Source organism: Paludisphaera soli (assembly GCF_011064595.1).
Lineage (GTDB): Bacteria > Planctomycetota > Planctomycetia > Isosphaerales > Isosphaeraceae > Paludisphaera > Paludisphaera soli.
Genome location: NZ_JAALJI010000004.1, coordinates 323,351 through 345,725 on the forward strand (window position 1 = coordinate 323,351; position 22,375 = coordinate 345,725).

At 71.8% G+C, this 22,375-nt stretch carries 25 protein-coding genes; 12 read left to right on the forward strand and 13 right to left on the reverse strand.

Annotated elements, in window-relative coordinates:
* Positions 1–126: 126 nt before the first annotated feature.
* Both G6O68_RS07965 and G6O68_RS07970 read right to left on the reverse strand, forming a co-directional pair.
* Positions 127–393: a hypothetical protein gene (locus tag G6O68_RS07965; protein WP_165246459.1), complete on the reverse strand. Its 267-nt coding sequence runs from the start codon at positions 391–393 to the stop codon at positions 127–129.
* Between the two features lie 64 nt (positions 394–457).
* Entirely contained in the window at positions 458–814 is a 357-nt protein-coding gene (locus G6O68_RS07970) for an ATP-dependent Clp protease adaptor ClpS (RefSeq protein ID WP_165246460.1), read from the reverse strand.
* A 122-nt stretch (positions 815–936) separates the two neighbouring features.
* Here G6O68_RS07970 and G6O68_RS07975 point away from each other — a divergent pair, with 122 nt between their 5' ends.
* The 6 genes from G6O68_RS07975 to G6O68_RS08000 all read left to right on the forward strand — a co-directional run bounded on the left by G6O68_RS07975 (position 937) and on the right by G6O68_RS08000 (position 7,262).
* Positions 937–1,260 carry a hypothetical protein gene (locus G6O68_RS07975; protein WP_165246461.1) on the forward strand — a complete coding sequence of 108 codons (324 nt, stop codon included), beginning with the start codon at positions 937–939 and terminating at the stop codon, positions 1,258–1,260.
* Positions 1,257–2,588, forward strand: a complete 1,332-nt coding sequence (locus G6O68_RS07980) for a class I SAM-dependent rRNA methyltransferase (RefSeq protein WP_165246462.1) — start codon at positions 1,257–1,259, stop codon at positions 2,586–2,588. Before G6O68_RS07975 ends, G6O68_RS07980 begins: the two co-directional genes overlap by 4 nt.
* Before the next feature lie 51 nt (positions 2,589–2,639).
* Positions 2,640–3,302 carry a metal-dependent transcriptional regulator gene (locus G6O68_RS07985; RefSeq protein WP_165246463.1) on the forward strand — a complete coding sequence of 221 codons (663 nt, stop codon included), beginning with the start codon at positions 2,640–2,642 and terminating at the stop codon, positions 3,300–3,302.
* Between the two features lie 48 nt (positions 3,303–3,350).
* Positions 3,351–4,283 carry a 5-oxoprolinase subunit C family protein gene (locus G6O68_RS07990; RefSeq protein ID WP_165246464.1) on the forward strand — a complete coding sequence of 311 codons (933 nt, stop codon included), beginning with the start codon at positions 3,351–3,353 and terminating at the stop codon, positions 4,281–4,283.
* A gap of 79 nt (positions 4,284–4,362) precedes the next feature.
* A complete protein-coding gene (locus tag G6O68_RS07995; RefSeq protein ID WP_165246465.1) occupies positions 4,363–5,562 on the forward strand; it encodes a hypothetical protein in 1,200 nt (399 codons plus the stop codon).
* Positions 5,563–5,672: 110 nt separating this feature from the next.
* Complete coding sequence (locus tag G6O68_RS08000) at positions 5,673–7,262, forward strand: c-type cytochrome domain-containing protein (RefSeq protein ID WP_165246466.1); 1,590 nt, start codon at positions 5,673–5,675, stop codon at positions 7,260–7,262.
* Positions 7,263–7,284: 22 nt separating this feature from the next.
* Here the strand turns inward: G6O68_RS08000 and G6O68_RS08005 are convergent, their stop codons facing one another.
* From G6O68_RS08005 to G6O68_RS08025, 5 genes are all read right to left on the reverse strand, one after another.
* On the reverse strand, positions 7,285–8,148 hold the full coding sequence (locus G6O68_RS08005; RefSeq protein WP_165246467.1) for an NAD-dependent epimerase/dehydratase family protein: 864 nt from the start codon (positions 8,146–8,148) through the stop codon (positions 7,285–7,287).
* Complete coding sequence (ruvX, locus tag G6O68_RS08010; protein ID WP_165246468.1) at positions 8,145–8,612, reverse strand: Holliday junction resolvase RuvX; 468 nt, start codon at positions 8,610–8,612, stop codon at positions 8,145–8,147. Before ruvX ends, G6O68_RS08005 begins: the two co-directional genes overlap by 4 nt.
* 24 nt (positions 8,613–8,636) lie before the next feature.
* Entirely contained in the window at positions 8,637–9,716 is a 1,080-nt protein-coding gene (locus G6O68_RS08015; RefSeq protein ID WP_165246469.1) for a mannose-1-phosphate guanylyltransferase, read from the reverse strand.
* 156 nt (positions 9,717–9,872) lie between these two features.
* Positions 9,873–10,238 (reverse strand): STAS domain-containing protein, encoded by a 366-nt coding sequence (locus G6O68_RS08020; protein ID WP_165246470.1) that lies wholly within the window; start codon positions 10,236–10,238, stop codon positions 9,873–9,875.
* 107 nt (positions 10,239–10,345) lie between these two features.
* Entirely contained in the window at positions 10,346–11,422 is a 1,077-nt protein-coding gene (locus tag G6O68_RS08025) for a sialidase family protein (protein WP_165246471.1), read from the reverse strand.
* A gap of 195 nt (positions 11,423–11,617) precedes the next feature.
* On the opposite strand from G6O68_RS08025, the gene rbsK reads away from it, so the two are divergent.
* Positions 11,618–12,553 (forward strand): ribokinase, encoded by a 936-nt coding sequence (gene rbsK / locus G6O68_RS08030; protein WP_165246472.1) that lies wholly within the window; start codon positions 11,618–11,620, stop codon positions 12,551–12,553.
* A gap of 15 nt (positions 12,554–12,568) precedes the next feature.
* Here rbsK and G6O68_RS08035 read toward each other — a convergent pair whose 3' ends face one another.
* Entirely contained in the window at positions 12,569–13,372 is an 804-nt protein-coding gene (locus tag G6O68_RS08035) for a 3-keto-disaccharide hydrolase (protein ID WP_165246473.1), read from the reverse strand.
* Positions 13,373–13,410: 38 nt separating this feature from the next.
* On the reverse strand, positions 13,411–13,689 hold the full coding sequence (locus G6O68_RS08040; protein WP_165246474.1) for a hypothetical protein: 279 nt from the start codon (positions 13,687–13,689) through the stop codon (positions 13,411–13,413).
* A gap of 209 nt (positions 13,690–13,898) precedes the next feature.
* Here G6O68_RS08040 and G6O68_RS08045 point away from each other — a divergent pair, with 209 nt between their 5' ends.
* Positions 13,899–14,753, forward strand: coding sequence for a hypothetical protein (locus G6O68_RS08045; protein WP_165246475.1), 855 nt, complete (start codon positions 13,899–13,901; stop codon positions 14,751–14,753).
* Positions 14,754–14,767: 14 nt separating this feature from the next.
* Positions 14,768–15,916 (forward strand): glycine oxidase ThiO, encoded by a 1,149-nt coding sequence (gene thiO, locus G6O68_RS08050; RefSeq protein WP_165246476.1) that lies wholly within the window; start codon positions 14,768–14,770, stop codon positions 15,914–15,916.
* Positions 15,917–15,920: 4 nt separating this feature from the next.
* On the opposite strand, the gene G6O68_RS08055 is transcribed toward thiO, so the two are convergent.
* Positions 15,921–16,637 (reverse strand): 5-oxoprolinase subunit PxpA, encoded by a 717-nt coding sequence (locus G6O68_RS08055; protein WP_165246477.1) that lies wholly within the window; start codon positions 16,635–16,637, stop codon positions 15,921–15,923.
* Positions 16,624–17,277, reverse strand: a complete 654-nt coding sequence (locus tag G6O68_RS08060; RefSeq protein WP_240911098.1) for a 5-oxoprolinase subunit B family protein — start codon at positions 17,275–17,277, stop codon at positions 16,624–16,626. Before G6O68_RS08060 ends, G6O68_RS08055 begins: the two co-directional genes overlap by 14 nt.
* A 127-nt stretch (positions 17,278–17,404) precedes the next feature.
* Between G6O68_RS08060 and G6O68_RS08065 the strand changes: the two genes are divergently transcribed.
* Positions 17,405–18,655: a hypothetical protein gene (locus tag G6O68_RS08065; protein WP_165246478.1), complete on the forward strand. Its 1,251-nt coding sequence runs from the start codon at positions 17,405–17,407 to the stop codon at positions 18,653–18,655.
* A gap of 71 nt (positions 18,656–18,726) precedes the next feature.
* Here the strand turns inward: G6O68_RS08065 and G6O68_RS08070 are convergent, their stop codons facing one another.
* Positions 18,727–20,043 carry a hypothetical protein gene (locus tag G6O68_RS08070; RefSeq protein WP_165246479.1) on the reverse strand — a complete coding sequence of 439 codons (1,317 nt, stop codon included), beginning with the start codon at positions 20,041–20,043 and terminating at the stop codon, positions 18,727–18,729.
* A gap of 182 nt (positions 20,044–20,225) precedes the next feature.
* On the opposite strand from G6O68_RS08070, the gene G6O68_RS08075 reads away from it, so the two are divergent.
* On the forward strand, positions 20,226–21,026 hold the full coding sequence (locus tag G6O68_RS08075) for an enoyl-ACP reductase FabI (RefSeq protein WP_165246480.1): 801 nt from the start codon (positions 20,226–20,228) through the stop codon (positions 21,024–21,026).
* A 1-nt stretch (position 21,027) separates the two neighbouring features.
* A complete protein-coding gene (locus G6O68_RS08080) occupies positions 21,028–21,450 on the forward strand; it encodes a (deoxy)nucleoside triphosphate pyrophosphohydrolase (RefSeq protein ID WP_165246481.1) in 423 nt (140 codons plus the stop codon).
* Positions 21,451–21,853: 403 nt separating this feature from the next.
* Here the strand turns inward: G6O68_RS08080 and G6O68_RS08085 are convergent, their stop codons facing one another.
* Positions 21,854–22,375, reverse strand: a complete 522-nt coding sequence (locus tag G6O68_RS08085) for a hypothetical protein (RefSeq protein WP_165246482.1) — start codon at positions 22,373–22,375, stop codon at positions 21,854–21,856.

Genomic DNA, 22,375 nt, shown 5'->3' on the forward strand with positions numbered 1-22,375 from the left:
AACTGGCGGACTACTAGCCCCAGCGGAGATTTTCGACAGCAGGGACGGGATCCGTGCCTCAGATTCGAAAGTACTCGCAACGGCCCTCGGATCGCGCCCAGACGAGTGCACGGGTCGCCGCGTCCATCAGCCGTTGGCTTCGAGGTGCCGACGGGCCTTCAGCTTGAAGATGGCGAGCATGTCCGCGGCCTCGACGTAGCTCAGGTACTCGTCCCGCTCTTCCGGGGTGAGTTCGCCCTCGTTGGCGCGCCCGGCGAGGAAGGCGACGCGAGCTTGCACCTCGGCGTCGAGGCGGACGTCCAGGATGCTCCGAGCCGCCTCGTCGTTGAGCGAGGTCGCGAGCGGGTCGAGGATCCGGTCCAGGAAATGGGCGGCCGGGATGTGCGTGCTCATAGCCTCGATCCTATCGCGAAAGTCATTGGATCGGCGAGCGGGGTGGGGTGGAGGGCCGCTTTCCTCACTCCGCCGGTTCGATGTAGCAGCCGAGGGGCCCCCGGGATTCCTTCATGCGTGGGTCGGCGCCGTAGGAGACGACCTGCTCGCGCTTGAGTTCGGCCTTCTCCTTGTGGGTGGTGTAGACGACGGCGCGGCCGCGGTTGTGGATGGCCCAGGTGAGGTTCTCGGCCGTGGGGAGGGGGTGGCGGAAGAGCTTGATGAGCAGTTCGATGACGTACTCGAACGTGTGCTCCTCGTCGTTGAGGATGATCACGTTGTAGGGGGGGAGCTTCTTCGTCCGCGTCTCCTGCTCCTCGGCGACGGCGACGACCACTTCCGGCTCCGCGGCCTCGGCGGCCGCTCCCTGCTCGTCCGACATCGGGCATGGCTCCTGACGGGCTCTCGCACACCGAATCCCAGAACTCGTTATACTGTTTCCTCGCAAGAAGAGGGAACCGAAAAGAAGTCGGCGGAACGATTCGCCGGCAGGGAGATTCGAGGATGGCGGAGATGACACCGGGCACGGCGCTTCGGCAGTTGAAGCAGGCGCATGCGACCCTCAAGAAAGCCCGGCAGGCCATGCGGATGGCCCGCGAGAACCCCGCGTTTGGCCCCCGCGTCCTGGACGCCGGCTGGGACGCCCTCATGCAGGCGCACCGCCTCATGGCCGAGATCCCCCGGTCGGCCGTCGACGAGGAAGTCCTGACGCAACAACTGTCCGTGCAACGCTATGCGACGGCCCTTCTGGTCCGCCTGCGACGCATCCTCCGCAAGGGCGAGGTCGGTGCCGACGACCTCGACGACCTGGACGGGGACGACGAATGAGCCAGTTCCGGCCCAAACCCCCCCGGGGCCCCGCGTCCCACCTCCCCCCCGCGCCGGTGCCGGATCGGTCGCTGGATCCCGAGATCCCGCTGCCGGCCGTGGCGATCCGGTCGCCGGGCAACCACCCCTTCATCTTCCGCAAGATGATCGAGGGGGTGAAGGGCCCGCTCGTCGCCCGGCCGGGCGACCTCGTGCAGGTCCTCGACCGCGACGGAAACCCGCTCGGCTACGGCCTCTGGAACCCGCGATCGCAGATCAGCCTGCGGATGATCTCGCGCGAGCCCGCCGCGCCGGGGCCCGACTTCTGGACCCGCCGGATCGATGAGGCGGTCAAGCTCCGGCTCGACATGCTGAACGTCGAGGCCGAGTCCAACGCCTACCGCGTCATCCACGCCGAGGGCGACGGCCTCTCCGGCCTGATCGTCGACCGCTACGACGACGTCCTCTCGGTCGAGGTCAACAGCCTGGGCATGTACCAGCGCATCGGGCCGATTCTCGACCTTCTGGCCAAACGCCTGGGGACCAAGCACTTCCGCGTCCGGGTCGACGACCGCGTGGCGCTCCAGGAGGACTTCGCCGGCCGCCCCGTGTCCACCCCCCAGCTCCCCCCGAGGATCACGGTGACGGAGCACGGCGTCCGCTACCGGATCCACTTCGCCGAGTCGCACAAGACGGGCTTCTTCTGCGACCAGCGCGACAACCGCCGGGAGCTGGCGAAGTTCTGCAAGGACCGGACCGTCCTGGACGCCTGCTGCTACACCGGCGGCTTCGGCCTGAACGCCCTCATCCGGGGCAAGGCCCGCGAGGTCACCTGCATCGACCTGGACGAGAAGGCCGTCGCCCTGGCGAAGGAGAACGGCAACGCCAACAACGTCCGGCTCGACGTCGTCCACGCCGACGCCTACGGCTACCTGCGCCAGATGGGCGTCAACGGCCGCGAATACGGCGTGATCGTCCTGGACCCCCCCAAGCTCATCATGGACCGGGACGACGTCTCCGCCGGCAAGCGGAAGTACTTCGATCTGAACGTTTTGGGGATGGGCCTGGTCGAGCCCGGCGGGCTCCTGCTCACCTGCTCGTGCTCCGGCCTGCTCGACGCGGCCGAGTTCCAGGGGCTCCTCAAGGCCGCCTCACGCAAGGCCAACCGGAGCGTGCAGCTCCTGGGGATGACCGGCGCGTCGGCCGACCACCCGGTGGCCCTCGACGCGCCCGAGGGCTCGTACCTGAAGGTCGCCTGGCTCCGGATGGGCGAGCGCCTCCCCGAACCGATCGGCCCCGCGTTCAACCCCACGTTCACCCCGGCCCCGGCCCCGCCCCCGGAAAGCTGAGCCGGGCGCGATCTCCGACATCCCGACATCGAGAACGAGGCGACGACCGCCGTGGCGAGCCTGACCGTCGAGAATTACGTCAAGACGATCGCCCTGATCTCCGATCGCAACCCGCCCGGCGTCGCCGTCTCCACCGGCGCGCTGGCGCAGGCGATGGGGGTCTCGCCGGGGACCGTCACCGGCATGCTCAAGACCCTCTCCGAGGCCGCCCTGGCGACGTACGCCCCCTACGAGGGCGCCCGGCTGACGGAGTCGGGCAACCGGCTCGCCCTGATGGTGATCCGTCGCCACCGCCTGCTGGAGCTGTTCCTCGCGAAGACGCTGGACATGACCTGGGACGAGGTCCACGAGGAGGCCGAGCACATGGAGCACGCCGTCTCCGAGCGGCTGATCGACCGCATGGAGCGGTTCCTCGGCCACCCGGCCGTCGACCCCCACGGCGACCCGATCCCCGCCGCCGACGGATCGCTCAACGAGCCCAAGGGGACGCCCCTGGCGCGCTGCGCCCCCGGCTCGGGCTTCCGGGTCGTCCGCGTGATGGACCAGGACCCGGCGTTCCTCCGCTACCTGACCGAGTGCGGCCTCGACCTCAACGCCGAGGGGACCCTGCGCGAGAACCGCCCCGAGGCCGGCGCCGTCGTCTGCCGCCTCGGCGACCGCGACGTCGCCCTGGGCACCGCCGCCGCCGAGAAGGTGCTCGTCGAGATCCGCTGAGCCCCGACGCTCGCGACCGGCCGCTCCCCTCCCGGAGGACCCTCGATCATGGGGCTGCTGGTCGTCGATCCCGGCTTCTTCACGACCGTCCAGGACCTCGGCCGCCCCGGCGCGCGGGCCTTCGGCGTGCCGCTGGGCGGGGCCTTCGACCGCGAGTCGCTGACCCTCGCCAACGCCCTGGCCGGCGACGAGCCCGGCCCCGCCGCGCTGGAGATGACCCTGCGCGGCGGCGCGTTCGAAGCCCGTTGCGACCTGGGGATCGCCGTCGCCGGCGCGGCCGTGCCGGCGGCGATCGTCGCCGAGGACGGCTCGCGGCGGCCGGTCGCGGTGCCTTCGAGCGCCTGGCTGCGCCGGGGCGAGCGGATCGAGCTGGGCCGGGCCGATCAAGGCGCACGGACCTACCTGGCGACGCCCGGCGGCTTTCAGGTCGGGGCCTGGCTCGGCAGCCGCTCCGACGAGCGTCCCGTCCGCCAGGGGGACTTCCTCCCCGCCGGCCCCAGCCGGCTTCCATGCCGAAGGCCCGCGGCGGTCGACCGGCGCGAACCCCCGGACGCCCTCCGCATCCTCCCCGGCCCGGACTGGTCGCTGCTGGACGACCCGGACGCGGTGTGCTCGGCCCGATTCCGGATCGGCTCGCGGAGCGACCGCATGGGCCTGCGGTTGGAGGGGGAGGGGGGATCGATCTCCGTCGCGACGACGGCCGATCGGCTCTCCGCGCCGGTGACGCCCGGGGCGATCCAGGCCGCCGGCGGCCGCCTGATCGTGCTGGGGGTCTCGTGCGGCACGATGGGGGGCTATCCCCACGTCGCGCAGGTGATCTCGGCCGACCTCGACCGGCTGGGGAGGCTCCGGCCGGGCGACCCGATCGCCTTCCGCACGGTCGCGACGGCCGAGGCCCGCGCGCTGGACCGCGAGGGCCGAATGCGACTCCGCAGCCTGTCGCTGCGGATCGCGGCGGCGGCCCGCGACGGGCTCGGTTGAGCTTGCTCGAAAGGCCGGATTGGTGTACACCACGGCCTCTCCACGTCGCCTTTCGGGGTTTCCAGGCAGGGGTCGTTCGATGTCGCAAGCTCGCCGAAACCGGCGCGTCCTGGCGGTGATGTCAGCCTGCGCGGTCATGCTGGCCGCCGGCGCCGGCTGCCGCCACTCGCCGTTCCATCGCGTCGCCGACTCGCCGCGCCCGGACTCCGTGGCGGCCGTCGAACGGGCGGCGATCCCGGAGCTGGCCCCCGTCGTCGCGACGAAGGCCGCCCCGGCCGAAGCCGCGGCCGCCGCGGCCGCCCAGACGTCGGCGGGAGCCGAGGCCGATCCGGTGGCCGCCCCCGAGGCCGTCGCCGCACTCACTCCGGCCCCGACGCCCATGCTCGACGCCGCCCTTCGCCGCGCCGAGGCCGACGAGGAGGCCGAACGCCGATCGCTCCTGGAGGCCCTGGCCCCCCGTCGCGCCCCCGACCCGGAGCCCGAAGCCGCGCCGACCGCCCCGCCCCCCTCGCGGCCCGAGCCGCTGGAGCCGGAGGTGATCGCGCCCGCCCTCATCACCGAGGAGTCGAAGCCCGAGCCCGCCCCGGACTCCGTTGAGATTCCGAAGGACGCGGAGCAGCCCGGGCCGGCCGGGCCCAAGGTCGACCGGGCCGTCGAGCCCGCCGCCGTCGAGGCCCCCCCGACCGTCGACGCCCAGTCGGAGGCCCTGAAGGACGCCCAACTCGGCCGGATCGAAGCCCCGACCGCTTCGCCGGATCCGGCCCCAGCGCCGGGGCCCGACGCCGGTTCGGACCCGGACCCGGACCCAGCTCCGCTCCCGACCCCGCCGCAACCCCAGCCCCCCGCATCGCCGACGACCGAGCCCGAGCCTGAGGCCGAGTTCGAGGAGCTGACGATCCAGGCGGCCAAACTCTGCCGCAAGATCCACGGATTCGGCTCGTTCGAGCCGATGAACGCGAACGCGCTCAAGCCGGGCCGCTCGGCCCTGGTCTATTGCGAGCTGGCGGGCCTGAGCTACCGAGCCGAGGGGGACGAGTTCGTCTCCCACGTCGAGACCCGCGTCGAACTAGTCCGCGACGAGGACGACGCCCGGGTCTGGGAGGTCTCCGGCGAGGCCGAGGACCGCTGCCGGGCGAAGCGCCGCGATTCCTACGTCGGCACGCTCATCACCCTGCCCGAGTCGCTGGCGCCGGGCGCCTACACGCTCCGGCTCTCTCAGGCGGACGCGACCTCGGGCCGCACCGCCTCCGCCGAGATCCCCGTCACGATCGCCCGCTGATTCCGTCTCCCCAGGGCGGCCGGCGTCTGCGCTTCTTGCCAAGGCCGCGAGGGCGGGCGACAATGCATCGGCATTCACCTCGCCCGTCGCCCTCCCGGGGAGACCTGACGATGACGCTCGCGATCCGGCCTCGCGCCCTGACTGCCGTCCTCCTGCTTGCGTCCACGCCTTTCTGGCTCCCGGACGCGCGCGGCTTCGTCGTCGTCGCCTCGGCCCAGGAGCCGACTCCGGACGGGGCCGTCCCGCCCGACCCGGACGGCGCCGCGATGGAGGAGCCCGGCGACCTCCCGCCGGGAGAGGCGCCGCCGCCGCGACGCACCCGTCCCCGGACCCGAGGCCCGGCGCGCAAGAACGCCGCGACGCGTCCCAGGGCCGAAGCGGCCCCCGGGCCGGCCGAGGAGCCGACCAGGACGGCGGATGCCGCGCAGCCCCAGGCCGCCGCCGCGGCACCCGCCGGCCCCTCGTTCGCACGCGACGTGGCCCCGGTGCTGGTCGCCGCCGGCTGCATCGACTGCCACGCCGCAGGCCGGCCGGGTCTCTCGCGCGGCAAGCTCGACATGGGCACGTTCGAGAAGCTCATGAAGGGGGGGGCGGGCGGTCCCGCCGCCGTCGCCGGCAAGCCCGACGAGAGCCACCTGATCCTCCGCGTCAAGGGCGAGGAGGAGCCCCGCATGCCCCCCGGCAACGACGCCCGGGTGGGCGAGCCGGCGATCGCCGCGTTCGCGTCCTGGGTCGCCGCCGGCGCCAAGCTCGACCCGGGGCTCGACCCCAAGGCCCCGATCAAGAGCTACGCGGCGTCTCCCCAGGACGTCGCCAACGCCAAGGCGGCCGAGATGAGCCCCGACGAGCGCGACGCCAAGGTGAAGCAGGCCGGGCTCGACCGCTGGAAGAAGGCCAACCCCGACCTCAAGCCCGAGGTCGAGACCACCGAGCATTTCGCCCTGTTCAGCACGCTCCCCAAGGACCGCGCGACCAGTACGCTCAAGACGATCGAGACGCAGCTCCCGGCGATCCGCCGCGTGCTCGGCCCCCAGGCGACCGACCGGCCCGAGAAGATCGGCCTGTACGTCTTCTCGGACCGCAAGGACTACGTGGAGTTCGTGCGCACGGTCAAGCCGCGCGAGGTCGACGAGGAGGAGCAGGGGGACGCCGACCTGAAGGTGGCCCAGCCCTACGTCGTGGTCGTCGCGCCCCCCGAAGCTCCTTCGGCGGCCCCGAGGCGCAAGTCGCGCGGTCGCGGCTTCGGCGGCGACGAAGGGCCGGGACGGACGCTCGCGGGCCTGCTGACGGAGAACCTGGGCCGGGGCCTCGTGCTGGCCAACGGCTCGTCCCCCCGATGGCTCGCCGAGGGCCTCGGCTCCTATCTCGCCAGCGGCGTCGAACGTCGGAGCCCCCACTACCAGCGGCTCCGCGGCCTCGCCCTCGACGCCTTTCGCCAGGGCTGGCCCACCCGGGCGACCGACGTCCTCGGCGGCGGCGATCAGGTCTCGGCCGACGAGTTCCGGGGCGTCAGCTTCGCCCTCGTCGAATGCCTCGCCTCCCCCAAGTTCCGGCCCCTCTTCGCCGACTTCCTCAAGGGGATGAGCCAGGGGGGCGAAAAGCTCGACGACGTCGTGAAGGAAGTCTACGGTGCCGACCGCGAGACCTTCCTGGCCGAGACCGGCGACTGGGTCGCCATGGCCTATGGCGACGCCGAGTGATTCGAGTCCGAAGCCGAGCGGCTCAGCCCCGGAGCGCCGCCGGGACCCCCGCCGTCACGTCCGGATATTGCAGTTCGACGCCCAGCTCGGCCCTCAGCCGACGGTTGGAGATCTTGCGATCCACCACGTCGCGGGCCGCTTCGGGAGAACCGGGGGCGGGAGGGACGTACGTCGGGGTCGGGGCGTCGAGGGTCTGGGCGACGACCTCATAGTATTCGCGGCGGGGTACGGGGCGGTCGTCGGTCGCGAGGTAGAGGGGAGCGGGCGAGGGGGCGTCCAGGGCGGCGGCGGCGGCGCGGGCGGCGTCGTCGATGTGGATGAGGCTCAGGGTGCGGTCGGGATCTCCGGGGATCGGCTCGCCGCGCTCGATGAGGGCGCGGCGGATGATGCGTCCGGGGCCGTAGAGGCCCGAGCAGCGCAGGACGACCGTCGAGACTCCGGATCGCGAGGCCCAGTCGGCCAGGGCGTGCTCGGCGTCCAGGCAGATGCGGCCGGCCTCGGTGATCGGCTCGGCCGGAGTCTCCTCGTCCACCCAGCCGCCGTCGCCGTTCCCATAGACGCTCGTCGATCCTACATAGACCACTCGCGAGACGCCCGACGGCAGGCTTTCCAGCACGTTGCGCAGGCCGTCGACGTACACCGAGCGCTTGGACGGCCCCGCGTTCCGGTCGTAGCCCACGGCGTACAGCACCCGGTCGACGGCCGGCAGGGCGGCCAGCGCTTCGGGGTCGAGGACGTCGGCGACGACCGGCCGGACGCCGATCGCGGCCAACTCCTCGGCCCCCTTTTCGGACCGGGTCACGCCGAGGACGGCCTCGCCCCGGCCGACGTAGTCGACGGCGACCCGACGGCCCAGGTAGCCGCAGCCCACGATCAGGAGACTCATGGACCGGCTTCTCCCTCGTCGGTCAGCGACGCCAGCTTCTCCGGGGACTCCGGGCAGCCGGCGTCCAGGTAGTTCTGCAGGAGGATCCGGGCGGCGAGCATGTCGCGCATCCCCTTGCGCTTCTGTCGCGAGAAGCCGACCTCGATGAGGACGTCCTCCGCCAGGACGGTCGTGTAGCGTTCGTCGTAGTAGTCCACGGGGAGGCCGGTCGCCCCGGCCAGCCAGGCGCCCCAGGCGCGGGCGCGCGCGGCCGACTCCCCCTCGCGGCCCGTGGTGTGGACGGGGAGGCCGATCACGATCCGCTCGACCTCGTCTTCCTCCACGAGCTTCTTGTAGTGGCGAGCGTCCTGCAACGGGTCCTTGCGCTCGTAGACCTCCAGGGGCGTGGCGATCGACCGCCCGGGGTCGCTGATCGCCGCGCCGACACGCCTCAGCCCGAAGTCGATCCCCAGCACGCGGCCCATCGGGCGGCCCCTTTCGTCTGGTCGTCAGAGGTAGGAGCCGTAGCCGCGGTCGTTCAGGCTCTCGACGAGGGCCTTGAGCTTGTCGAGCTGGTCGCGGCGGGCGACGAGGGTGGCCTTGCCGGACTGGACGACCACCACGTCGTCGAGCCCGATCGCGGCGATCAGGCCGCCGTCATCGGAGATGAGCAGCGAGTTCTTCGTGTCCTGGGCGATGACGTCGCCCCGGACGGAGTTCCCCTGGGCGTCGGCCGGGAGGAGCGCGCGGAGGGCCCGCCAGTCGCCCACGTCGTTCCAGTCGTAGACGACCTCCAGCACCTTGACGTTGGCGGCCTTCTCCATGACCGCCTTATCGATGGGGGTGCGTTCCATCTCGGGGAACTCGGCGGCGAGGACGTCCGGCCCGGCCGCGGTCCCCCAGGCCTCGCCCACGCGGTGGAGCGCGGCGCCGAGGAGCGGCTTGTGGCGGTTGATCTCCTGGAGGATCGTGCGCGCCCGCCAAAGGAAGATGCCGGAGTTCCAGGCGAACGTCCCCGAGGCGAGGAACTGCTCGGCCGTGTCGCGGTCGGGCTTCTCGCGGAACTGGACGACGCGGTTGACGGCTACGCCGTCGCGGGTCTCGATCAACTCCCCGCGCTGGATGTAGCCGTAGCCGGTCTCGGGGCGGGTGGGCTTGATGCCGAAGGTGACGAGGGCGGAGGGGTCGGCGTCGATGACGGCGACGGCCGCCTTGACGGTCCTCAGGAAGACGTCGGCCGGCTCGATGACGTGGTCGGCCGGCATGACGATCATGGAGCCGTCGGGGTCCTGGGCGGCGACGATCTCGGCGGCCAGGCCCACGCAGGGGGCGGTGTCGCGCGGGCAGGGCTCGGCGATCACGTTGGCGGCGGGGAGCTGCGGGAGCTGCTCGCGCGTCGCCTCGGCCTGGTCGGCCCCGGTGATGATGAAGACCCGCTCGGCCGGCACGAGGGGGGCGATGCGCGCGACGGTCTGCTGGAGCATCGTCGAATCGCCGTGCAGGTTCAAAAGCTGTTTCGGCCGGTTGCGGCGGCTCTTGGGCCAGAACCTCGTCCCGCTCCCCCCCGCCATGATGATCGCGAAGAGCATGTCTCACCCCTGCCGGGCCGGTCGCGGGCGCACCAGCGCCGGGCCGGCCGTCGGCCTTCGAACGTCCTATTCGGATACTCGACCTACGGATCCGTCCCCCGGATCATAACGATTCGGGGGCCTCCTCCGTAAGGGGGCGGGCGGGACGACCGCGATTCAGATGAAGTGCTTGAGCGCGGAGGCCTCGTCGTCGTAGATCGAGAAGATCGTGTCGAACCTGCCGATCCGGAAGGTGTCGCGCAACACCGGGCCCAGGCCGCAGATCTTGAGCTGGCCCTTCACCTTGCGGACCTCGCGGTCGAGCCCGGCGAGCTGGGCGAGCATGCTGCTGGCGATGTACTGCACGGCGTCGAAGTCGAGCAGGATCTTGGTGTGCTTCAGGTCGTTCAGGACCGACTTCAGCTCGGCCCCGATCTCGGTGATGAGGTCCGTCGCGAACATCAACTCCGAGTTGACGAAGCCGACCACCGCGACGCCGTCGACCTCCCGAAGCCGAAGATGCTTGAGCTGCGTGGCGGACATGACGTTCACCCGGTTGAGCCGAATTGGGAAGGGCCGGAAACAATCCCATGATACGACGCCCGGTCAACCCCGGGGAGGTCCGACCCCCCGGGGCGGAAGCCGCTCCGTCAGCGGCCCTTCTCGACCCATTCCTCGTCGAAGACCGCCCGGTTGACCACCGACCGCCGCTCCGACGTGAAGACCAGCTGGATCGAGCCGTCCTTCGCCTGAAACGCCATCGGGTAGCCGAAATCGCCGGCCCCCTCGACGACGTTCCGGCGCACGGGCCAGGAGCGGTCCAGGTCGGGCGAGAGGGCCACGGTCAGCGGCGTCCGGCTGTTCATGCTGTCGTTGAACACGAGCAGCAGGTTCCCCTTGCGGGTCTTCAGCAGGTCGACGGCCGCGTTGGGGTTCGGGAAGGTCGTGTCGCGGCCCTCGGACCAGGTCAGGCCGCCGTCGCGCGACTCCGACCGGACGATGTAGCCGACGGTCTCCAGCTTGTAGTCTCCCGCGCGTCGGCAGTAGGCCACGAGGTTCCCGGGCGACAGCTCCGCCGGGGCCGGCTGTAAATTCCCCTTCGCCGAGACGATCTTGCCGGTCGGCGCCCAGGACTTCGACTTCGGGTCGTAGCGCAGGAAGTAGGAATAGGTGTCGGCGCCGCTGAGTTCGGTGTCGTTCCCGGTCTCGCGATAGAGCGGCAGCAGGTACTCGCCGGTGCTCAGGAGGATCGGCCGGTTGCGGACGAGCGTCCCTTCCTCCAGCACGAGCAGCGAGGCGTCCGACCAGGTCTCGGCCCCGTCCGCGGAGACCTTGGCCGCGACCCGCGAGGTCGACCAGGTGTCGCCGTAGCGGACGACGTAGAAGAGCCAGACCAGGCCGTCGGGCGCCTGCCAGACGACCGCGTTGCCGACCGAATGGAACGGATCGTGCGCGATCTTCGCGGGGGCGGTCCAGGCGTCCGTCCCCTTCTTGAGCCGCGAGCCGAAGACGCCGGTGTCGGTGGCGTACTCCCCCTCGCCGCCGTAATACACGAGGTAGAAGTCGCCGTTCGCAAGCTCCTCGAGCGCCGCGGGATGCTTGTAAGGCCCGGTCTTCACCTCGGGCCCGAAGATCCGCTCGATTCGCAGGTCGCCCGCGCGGGCCTCGGTCGCGAAGACCGACGCCACCGCCCCGACGAGGAAAGTAATGGCCGCCCAGCGCCTCATGAGTCCCGCCCTTCGTCGTTGAAGTGCTCTCCCCCGCGTCCCCGCGACGGGTCGAGCCCCATCGTGTCATCGCGGCGGCCCCGATGCAAGCGGGGGGCGCGGGGCCCGCTCGCTCGACTCGCGGCCCGGGCGGGCGTAAGGTGTCTGGGGATGTCTCGACCCTCAACCGCCCCGAATCGAGAGGCTCGCGCGAAGATGCCCCGAATCGTCCTCTTCGGCTCGTCGAACACCGACATGACGGTCCGCGTCCCCCGGCTCCCGGCGGCGGGGGAGACGGTGCTGGGGGGGGCCTTCGCGACGACGCCGGGGGGCAAGGGGGCGAACCAGGCGGTCGCGGCCAGTCGCGCGGGGGCCGAGGTCGTGTTCGTCGCGGCCGTGGGCGACGACGACCTGGGGCGACAGGCCCTGGAGCTTTACCGCCGCGAGGGGATCGACGTGGGGCACGTCCGCATTGTGCCGGGGACGGCCTCGGGCGTGGCCCTGATCTACGTGGCCGACGACGGCGAGAACATGATCGCCGTGGCCTCCGGGGCGAACCTGAGCCTGACCCCCGAGGACGTGGCGGCGCTCCCGGACGCCCTCTTCCGGCCCGGCGACCTGCTCGTCGCCGGCCTGGAGATCCCGCACGCCACCGCCCTGGCCGCGATGCGTCGGGGACGAGCGGCGGGCATGACGGTCATCCTCAACCCGGCCCCCGCCCCCTCGGCCGACGCCCCGGCGATCGCCGAGCTGCTGGCGGCGGCCGACGTGGTCACCCCGAACCGGGGCGAGGCCCGGGCGTTGGCCGCGGCCGGACCGGGTGGCGGGGACGATCCGCTCGCGCTGGCGGAACGTATCCGGGCCCGGGGGCCGAAGACCGTGATCGTCACCCTGGGCCGCGAGGGCTGCCTGGCGACGACCGGCGGCGAGGTCTACGAGGTCCCCTCGCGCAAGGTGGAGGCCGTCGACGCCGTGGGCGCCGGCGACGCCTTCAACGGGGCGCTGGCGGCCGTGCTCGCCGAGGGCCGGCCGCTGGGTGAGGCCCTCGCCTGGGCGACGGCCGCCGCCGCGCTGGCCGTCACCCGGCCGGGGGCCCAGTCGGCCCTGCCGACCCGCGAGGCGATCGACCGGTTCGTCCATGTCGAGGACTGAACCGGCCGCGCCCGTTCATTTGGCGGGCAGGGCCAGGATCTCGATCTTGCGGAAGGCGATCTCGGCGCCTTCCGACTGGAACGTCAGCTTGCCCCTGGTCAGGCTCGACTTCACGCCGACGTTGACCACCTGGCCGTTGAGGATGTTCGTGATCGAGTCGCCGTCGCAGACGACCTCCAGGGTGTTCCACTCGCCCACCGGCTTCTCCACGTCCTTCGCCCCCCGGAAGTCGATCGCGTCCTTCCAGCCCAGGTCGCGGCCCCACCAGTTGATCCGGCCGCCGTCGAAGGCGCGGAGGGTTCCGGAGCCGTCGGGCTGGTAGTACCACTGGCCGTCCTCCTTCTTGACCACCTCGCTGCTGAGGCTGAGCGGCTGGATGTCCGGCCGGGCCACCACGATGAAGTCGCCGGAGCCCCCCTCGATGAGCTGGCACTCCATCGACTGCATCCAGTGGCCGCCGATGGCGTCGTCGGGGCCGAAGCAGTGGAGCAGCACGCCCGAGTCGCGGGCCTTGTCGGCGCGGGGCGGATGGGCCTTCTTCCCCCACTTGTACTCGACGACCAGCCGGTAGTTCGAATAATCCCCGCGGGTGACGACCCCGCCCCACTCCTTGCCGGAGATCCGCAATTCGCCGTCGACGACCGTGAAGACGCCGTCGGGGTCTTCCAACTTGTGGTCGTGCAGGTAGGTGTAGAACCCGGTCAGGTCCTTGCCGTTGAACTGGAGCAGCGGCTTCGGGTCGGCCGCGGCGGCCGAAGGCGGGCAGGTCGGCGGCAGCGCGAAGGCGAGGGCGAGGGCCAGGGCGGATCGGGTGAGCATGTCGGACGACGCCTTTCGGTTGTCGGGATGGTTCCTCGTCAGCCTCGCCAGCGATGGACCTCGCCGCCGAGCCGCCGGCAGACGTCCTCGGCGCGGACGCGGGTGGCCTCGTCGGGGCATTCCACCGCCAGGACCATGCCCCTCTTCCGCTCCATGCGATCGGGGTCGACGACGCCGATCCGGTCGCCCGGCACGCCGAGCGTGGCCAGGATCTGGATCGCCAGGTTCCCCTCGGCGGCGTTGTAGAAGTGGACGGCCAGCCGGAGCGGCGATTCCGGGCTCTGGACCGCCCCGGGGCGGATCAGCGGAGTTTCCATGGTGAGGGCCGGGCGCGAGGCGTGAGGGAGGAGGTCGGGGCCGACGGCCGGGCCGCCGGAGGGCCGCGCCCGCCCCCATCGGCGAGCCGCGCCCGGGATCAGTTTGACGGCGACGCCCCCCCGCCGCAAGCGGGGGCCGGCCGGGGCGTGGCCAAGCGGGGAGGTCGGCTGTTACGATGGGGACTCCTCCCCGGAAAGGTCGCCGCCCCATGAAAGTCACCCTCCTGGTCGGTCTCGCCCTGCTCGGCTGGGACGATCCCCGCGTCCGCCCCGAGCCGCTCGGGACGTTCGACGCCCGCCTCATCCCCGAGGCGTCCGGGGTCGTCCGCGGCCGCAAACGGCCCGACGTCTTCTGGGTCCACAACGACTCCGGCAACGCGCCGAAGCTGTTCGCGGTGGCGGGCGACGGCCGCGTCCTCCGCCAGTTCGACGTCGCCGCCCCGAACCTCGACTGGGAGGACGTGGCGATCGACGACCGGGGGCGGCTCACCCTCGGCGACATCGGCGACAACAAGGGGATCCTCCGCCTCCGCGCCGTCTACACGCTGGACGAGCCCGATCTGGACGCGCCGGCGGCCGGCCCGCTCAAGGTCTCGGCCTCCTTCTTCGCCCGCCCGTCGGACGATTGCTTCGACGCCGAAGGGCTGGTGATCGACGGCGACCGCGCGGTGCTCGTCACCAAGCGGCTCGACGGCGGCGAGGCCGAGCTGCGCGAGGTCGCGATCACGCCCCCGGCCCCGCTCCTGCGACCGTCCGCGGCGAGGCGGATCGGCGTCCTGCCCGGCTTCGTCGAGCCCGCCACCGGGGCCGACCTCTCGCGCGACGGCCGCCATCTGGCGGTCTGCGGCGTCGACGTGGTCCGCGTCTACAGACGGCCTGAGCCCCCTTCGTGGGACGGGCTGAAGTTGGCTTCCGAGGTCCGCCTGAAGGGGAAGACGCAGGTCGAGGGGGTCGCCTGGGACGACGAGGACCTGATCCTCGCCAGCGAGCAGGGGGGGCTCGACCGCCTGGCCGCCGAGGACTGGAAAGCCCGCCGCCCGCGCGCGAGGACGAAGGGTCGTTGACGAAGGGGACCAGGATGGCGGAGCGGTACGAGGTCGTCGTCGCGGGCGGGGGGGTCGTCGGGCTCTCGGTCGCCTACGCGCTGGCGTGCGAGGGGATCTCGACGGCCGTCCTGGACCGTCGCGAGCCCGGCCGCGAGGCCTCATGGGCCGGCGCGGGCCTGCTCCCCGCCCCGAGCGACCCCGATCGTCGCCCCACCCATCCGACGCTCCAGCTCCGGGCCTGGAGCGCGTCGCTCTATCCCGAATGGTCGGCGAGGCTCCGCGAGGAGACCGGGCTCGACAACGGCTACCGACGCACCGGCGGCGTCGACGTCGCGCGGACCGAGGCCGAGGAGCACGCCCTGCGCACCACCGCCGGCCGCTGGCGGGTCGAGGGGATCGCCCACGAACGGCTCGCCCCCGCCGACTTCGCTCGGGTCGAGCCGGCGTTGGCGCCCGGCCTCCGCGCCGCCTACTTCCTCCCCGACCGCTCCCAGGTCCGCAACCCGTGGCATCTCCGGGCGCTGGCGGCGGCGATCGAGGGCCGAAGGGGCCGGGTGTTCGCGGGGCGGGGCGTCGAGGGCTTCGCGACCCGAGGCGACCGCGTGACGGGCGTCGCGACGGCCGAGGGTCCGATCGGGGCCGATTTCGTGGTCGTCGCCGCCGGCGCGTGGTCGGGCGGGCTGCTCGCGGGCCTGGGCGTCCGCGCCCCGACGCCGCCGGTGAAGGGGCAGATCGTCCTGCTGCACGGCGGCCGTCCGCTGCTTCGGCGGATCGTCGAGCACGGCAAGCACTACCTCGTCCCTCGCGAGGACGGCCGGGTCCTGATCGGGGCGACCGAGGAGGACGCGGGGTTCGACGTCCTCCCCACCGATGACTCCTATCGCGGCCTCCTCGACGTGGCCTTCGGCCTCTGCCCGATCCTCCGCGAGGCCGAGATCGAGGCGACCTGGGCCGGCCTCCGCCCCGGCAGCCTGGACACCCGGCCTTACATCGGCCCAGCCCCCGGCTTCCGCAACCTGATCGTCGCCGCCGGCCACAAGCGCGCGGGGCTCCAGCTCTCGCCCGCCACCGCCGAGCTGGTCGCCGACCTCGTGCTCGGCCGTCCCCCTCGCATCGACCTCGCCTCGTTCCGCGTCGACCGCGAAGCGGCCCCGCCGGGCGACGACGTCTTCCGCTCCTGAACCGCTACCGTTCGAGGAAGGATTGGACCGCGATCCCGAGCCCCGCCAGGATCGCTCGCAGGCGATCGGCGTTGGCGACGGCCTCCGCTTCGTCGCCGTGCAGGCAGAGCGTCCGCACGCGTCCGCCCGTCGCCAGCGCCCGGACGTTCGCGGCCAGCTCGTCCGGATCGTGCAGGACGGCGCCGGGCTCCCCGCGAGGCGTCAGCGAGCCGTCGCCGCGATAGCGACGGTCGGGGAAGCCTTCGGCGAGGAACTCGACCCCCCCGATCCGAGCGAGCGACTCCAGCGGCGTCCCCGGCAGGCCCAGCAGCGGCAGGCCCAGGGCGAGGGCCGCCGCGACCACGCCCCGGGCCGTTTCCCCCCCGCGCTGGGCCTGGTTGTAAAGGGCCCCATGAGGCTTCAGGAACCGGATCGCCACGCCGACCTCGTCGGCGATCCGCCGAAGCTCGGCGACCTGATCGCGGATCAGCCGCTCGACGTCGGCGGCGCCCAGGTCGCGCTCGCGACGCCCGAACCCCTCGCGGTCGGCGTAACCGGGGTGGGCGCCGACGACGACGCCCCGCGTCCGCGCGGCGGCCAGCGTGCGTCGGATCGTCGCGGGGTCGCCCGCGTGGGCGGCGCAGCCGACGCTCGCGGACGAAACCCGATCCAGCAACGTCTCGTCGTTCGGGAACCCTTCGCCCAGGTCGGCGTTCACGTCGAGGGATTCAAAGGCGTTCATCGGTCCTCGCTGCGAACTCGTCGCGGTCGATCGGCCGGAACCGGATCGCGTCGCCGGCGCGGATCGGGAACCGGCCGGCCTCGGGGTCGGCGATCCGCAGCGGCGTCCGGCCCAGCAGGTGCCAGCCGCCGGGGGAGGCGATCGGGTAGATCCCGGTCTGCCGGCCCGCGATGGCCACCGAGCCGGCGGGCACCGACGACCTCGGGTCGTCCCGGCGGGCGAGGCCGCAGAGCTCCTCGGGGAGATACCCCGCGTAGGGGAAGCCCGGCAGGAAGCCGATCGCGAAGACCCGGAAATCCCGGCCCGCGTGCGCGGCGATCAGCTCCTCACGCGCCAGGCCGAGCCGAGCCGCCGCGTCGCCGAGGTCGGGCCCGTCGTACAGCATCGGAATGACGTGCCGCGCGGGCTCGTCGGCCGGGCCGTCGGCCGGCTCGATCGACCGGAGCGTCCGCTCCAGCGAGTCCAGATCGACGCGGTCGGGGTCGGCGAGCACGGCCGCCGAGCGATAAGCGAGCACGACGTCGACGAGGCCCGGCAGGGAGCGTGCGCGGACGGCCTCGGCCCAGCGCCGGGCGTCGTCCTCGGCGTCGAATCGGGCGAGGAACGCCCGATCGCCCAGCGGCTCCAGGCGGGTGGTCACGATCCGTTCCTCTCCTCCACGGCTCCAAAAATGCAAGGTTGATTCTGGCCGGCCTTCGCGCATCCCATCATACTGCGGGGAGCCGTCCCCGCCCCGGGTCGACCCTGAAAACCGGACGAGGTGCCCCATGCTCTGCGTCGTGTTTCTGGCGGCCTTGCTGATCAACGCCCCGGCGGGGCAGGAGCCGAAGGCGAAGGCGGCCGAGGCCGACGCCCCGGCCGCGCCCGCGCTCGGCGACCGGGTGGTCCTGCGCGACGGCCAGGAGGTCCTGGGACTGGTCACGTCGACCGCCGCCGGGCCGAGGGTCGGCTTCGACATGCTCGTCCGTCGCGAGTGGGCCGAGGCCCACGTCCCCGAGCACGCCGCGCGGTGGGCCCGGAACGCGGCGACGATGACCAAGCCGACCCTCGCCGAGCGCCGCCGCCGGCTGGAAGCCTGGCGGGCCGAACGGGCGAACGCCGTCGGCGGGGCCGACCGGGTCGTCGCCTGGATCGACTCCGAACTGAAGCGGATGGACGACCCCGCGAGCCTCGACGCCCCCTTGCTCGCCGTCCGCATCCCGCGCGACGGCAGCCGGTCGGCCGAGCGCGGGACCGACGCCGGCCGGCGGATGCTCGCCCTGGGCTGGCTCGCCGGCCTGACCGACGTCGAGGACAAGTCGCCCGCCGAGATCCGCGACGCGCTCGAAGGCCGGGGCTTCGATCTGGAGGGAGCCGAGGTCCCCTCGCTCGACCGCCTCCTGCCGATCGTCGCCGAGCCCGAGGCGAAGTGGTACGCCCGACGCGCCGCGACCGAGCTGGCCGTCGAGACCGGCCGCCGGTTCATCCGCTATAACAGCCTGCTCCTCCCCGACCCGACCGACGGCCAGCCCCTCGGCGCGAAGCTCGACCCGTCGATGATCCTCAACGACATCGGCCGGCTTTTGGACCCGAACGCCGGGGCCGTCGACCCGCTCGCCCCCGCCCTGGAGCAGATCGCCGCGCAGGGGGGGACGGGAGCCGTGGTCACGGCCTTGCAGATGGCCCCCGACCTCAGCCGGGTCGCGGTCGAGGTCGCCCTGTGGGTCCGGGGCCCCCGGGGCTGGGGCGTCTACGGATCGCGCAACGCCGTCGTCCGGCCCGAGGACGTGGAGCCCGGCGCCGCCGCCGGGATCGCCCAGGACCCCCAGATCCAGTCGGTCTTCAACATCGCCGAATCCCTCGGCCTCGGTGCCGTGACCGCCGACATGAAGGAGCGGAGCCTCCGCATCGGCGCCGCCACCAGCCGCGCCCTCAGCCTCGCCCGCTCGGCCTTCACCCAGGAGATGAACGCCTTGGCCTTCCCCGTCCTGGAGCCGACGACCACCCCGGAAAAGCCGCCGGCGGCCCCCGGTCCGTAAGACGAAGGTCCTTCCCCCGCCGGGGGGAAGGCCGTTTGTCGCCGGACATTAGAGCCTGCGGCGAGGGCGGCTCAATCAGGATCCGTCGGCGTCGCCTCCTGCTTCGGCGGCTCATCGGGCGAGAACCTCAGCGGTCGCCGGGGATTCCGTCGGTAGTCCAGCTCGTCCAGCAGATCGTCCTTGAGGTCGCCGTGCGTGTCGAACGGCCGCCAGCGCGACTTCGGCATCACGACCTGGTTCCAGGCGATGTCCCCCGCCTGACCGCCGAGGAAGATCAGGGCCAGGACGAGCGTGATCCAGGGCCTCGTCAGCCGGCCGGCCGCCGCCATCCCCTCGGCGAGCAGCAGGTGGTAGGTCGGCGCCAGCGAGAGGATCAGCCGGCCGTGGAACGGATACTGGTGCAGGGCCGAGGCCGCCAGGTGGAAGAGCAGGGGGGCGACCACCACGAACAGGCCCCCTCGCCATCGCCTCCCCAGCGAGGCCGCCCCGACGACGGCCAGGATCGTCGCCAGCACGGCGGTCGCGATGAGGCCGAACGGCGTGAGCACGCTCCCCGGGTTGATGAAGACGTTCGCCAGGGTCTCCATCGTGAACCGGGCGTCGATCCAGGAGCGTGGCGGGATCGGCAGGAAGGCGAAATCCCACCACGTCCAGAGGAAGTCCCCCTTGCTCACGATCGCCTTCGACACGGCGAAACATCCGAGGAAGCTGGCGAACCACCCCGCGCAGATCGCGACCGCCACGGCCGCCGCCCGCCGGCCTCCCGTCGCGTAGCTTCGGGCGATCAGGTGGAACCCCACGCCCGCCAGGACGAACACCACCGGGAACGAGAACCAGGGGACGACGATCCCCCAGGCCGCCAGCGCCGCCAACCTTCGTCGCGAGGGAGGCTCGGGTCCCGGCGGCACGGCCAGCAGCAAGGTCGCCATCGCCCCGACGAGGTCGCACGAGTACTGCTTGATCTCGGCCGAGTAGTAGATCAGGTGATCCGCCATCGCCAGCATCCAGACCGCGATCGGCACGGCGAAGCGATCGAGGTACCGGCGGGCGAGGGGGGCGACCAGGAACATCGACGCCAGCCCGCAGAGCAGGGGGAAGAGTCGGCCCGACGCCTCGACCCGGATCGGCAGTCGCACGAGCGCCCGCTCGATCGCCAGGAACCCCGGCGGCGCGAGCTGGTCCTGCTTGAGGACGTGATGGAAGTCGAAGACCGGCACGCCGACGAGGTTCTTGAGCAGCGCGGTCTCATCCATGTAAAGGTCGCGCAGCGTGGAGTACTCCCAGAGCCGCAGCGCCAGGCCGACGAGGACCCCCAGCCGGACGAGCTTCTCCAGTCGGCCGGGGCCCGGGGGGGCTGGAGGGGGGGGCTCGGTCGGGCTCGTCGGCATAACGCGTTCGGACGGTTCCGTTTCCAACTCGCGCCTCGTCTCATGGCGGCGTCGCGCGGGTAAACTGGACGTTGAAGCGTCCATCCTCGACCGGGTATTGTACTGGACTGCGCCCCGGTCGACGAATCGGGACCGCCTTCGAAAATCTGCAAACGCCGAAACGCAGCCGAAAGGGATCTCCGATGGGACTGTTCACCGGGAAGAAGGGCGTGGTGCTGGGGGTCGCGAACGATTTCAGCATCGCCTGGGCCGTCACCCGCAAGCTCGTCGACGAGGGCGCGGAGGTCGGCTTCACCCACCTCCCCGGCGACAAGATGGAACGTCGCGTGCGGAAGCTCGCCGAGCCGATCGGGGCCAAGCTGATCACCCCCTGCGACGTCCAGAAGGACGAGGACATCGCCCGCGTCTTCGAGGAGGCCGGAAAGGTCTACGGCACGCTCGACTTCGTGCTCCACTCGATCGCCTTCGCCCCGCTCGACGACATCAAGTGCGCCTTCGTCGACGCCAGCCGCGAAGGCTTCAAGACCGCCATGGAGATCAGCGCCTACAGCCTGGCCGCCGTCTCCCGCTATGCGTCCAAGGTCATGCCCGAGGGGGGCTCGATCCTCACCCTCACGTATTACGGCGGCGAGAAGGTCGTCCCCGGCTACAACATGATGGGCGTCTGCAAGGCGGCGCTCGACGCCTCGGTGAAGTACCTGGCGTACGACCTCGGCCCGAAGAACATCCGCGTCAACGCCGTCTCCGCCGGCCCGGTCAAGACGCTGGCCGCCTCGGCCGTCGGCGACTTCGACGACCTCTCCGGCCTCTACGACGCCGTCTCCCCCATGCAGCGCAACATCACCCGCGACGAGGTGGGGGCCTCGGGCATGTTCCTGCTGTCCGACCTGGCCACCGGCATCACCGGCGAGATCCTCCACGTCGACTGCGGCTACAACGTGATGGGCTCCCCCGGTCGCGCCCTCGAAAAGGCCAAGGCCTGACGTGGCCGACGCCGAGACCGGCCGCCCGGGAGGACCGATCCTGGGCGGCATCGGGATCATCCGTCGCGGGGGCCGCTTCCTCATCCGGCAGCGGCCCCCCGGGACGGTCTACGCCGGCTACTGGGAGTTCCCCGGCGGCAAGGTCGAGCCCGGCGAGACCGTTGAGCAGGCCACCGTCCGCGAATGCCGCGAGGAGACCGGTCTGGAAATCGTCGCTAACCGACTACGGGCCGTGATCGAGCACGCCTACCCCCACGGTCTCGTCCGACTCCACTTCTTCGATTGCTCGCCCGTCGACCCCTCCGCCGAACCCGACCCGGAACACGGCTGCCGCTGGGTCTCCGCCTCCGATCTCTCCACCTACCGCTTCCCCGAGGCGAACGAGCCGATCCTCGACCAACTCGTCGCCGAGGATGAGGCCTGAGCCCCCCGGGCGTTCCCGGCCGATTCCTGCGTCGCCAGGTTCCCGGCGGCCTCCAGGCGAGATGAATTCTCGGCTCTGTCGTCCGCAACTCGACAAGTCGTCGCATCCTCAATCTGAGGGACTCTCGGGCAAAACCCTCGTCGTCGTGCGCGTGATGTCTCGTCCGGCCCCATCTCCGCCCCGGGTGCCGGGCCATTTGAAGAGTCGAACGCGGGTGGATCGAATCCAAGGAGGCGTCCGAGCCGCGACGGAATGGGTCGAAGCGCGTCGAACGAACCCAATCTCCAGGCCCGATCGTAGGGTTTAAAAGGTTTGCTGGTAATAGTTTGCGGCCGATGGGTTCGCTTTCGGGCGTCGCGAACGAACCCAATCTGTCGGGGCCGGACGTTTCAGTCAGTGGACGTCAGTTTCGACGCTGGAGGGTCCGCAGGACGCTGACGACGTCCACCTGGGCGAACGCCTCGTCCGGGAGGCCGTCGCGAAACGTCTCCCAGGAAAGCTCGCCCCGTTCGAGGCGGTCGTAGCGAAGGACCAGCTCGACGCCTTGCGGGTCGGTCGCGGCCCATCGTTGCAGGAGGCCGAGGAGGGCTCGCTCATCGGGGCCGCCCGGAGCGACAGTTCCTAGGGCCGGATAGAAATGTCCGAACACCAGTTCGGGCGGTCGGGGGGGATCGTCGAAGTCGAGGGCGAAGGAGACCAGGCAGAAGTCGCGGACTTCGCCCCGGGCGTCGCGGAAGCGGACCCCCTTGCTGCCGCCGTCGTCGAACGACAGGGCCTCGACGATCGTGATCGGCTCGACCACATCGCGCAGATAGGGGCTGGGGGAGAGGGGCAGGGGGCCCCGGCCGAGGCGCATGAAAAACGCCGCGCCCACAAGGAACGCGGCGAGGATGGCTGTGATCAGGAGGGGCCGACGACGGGTCAT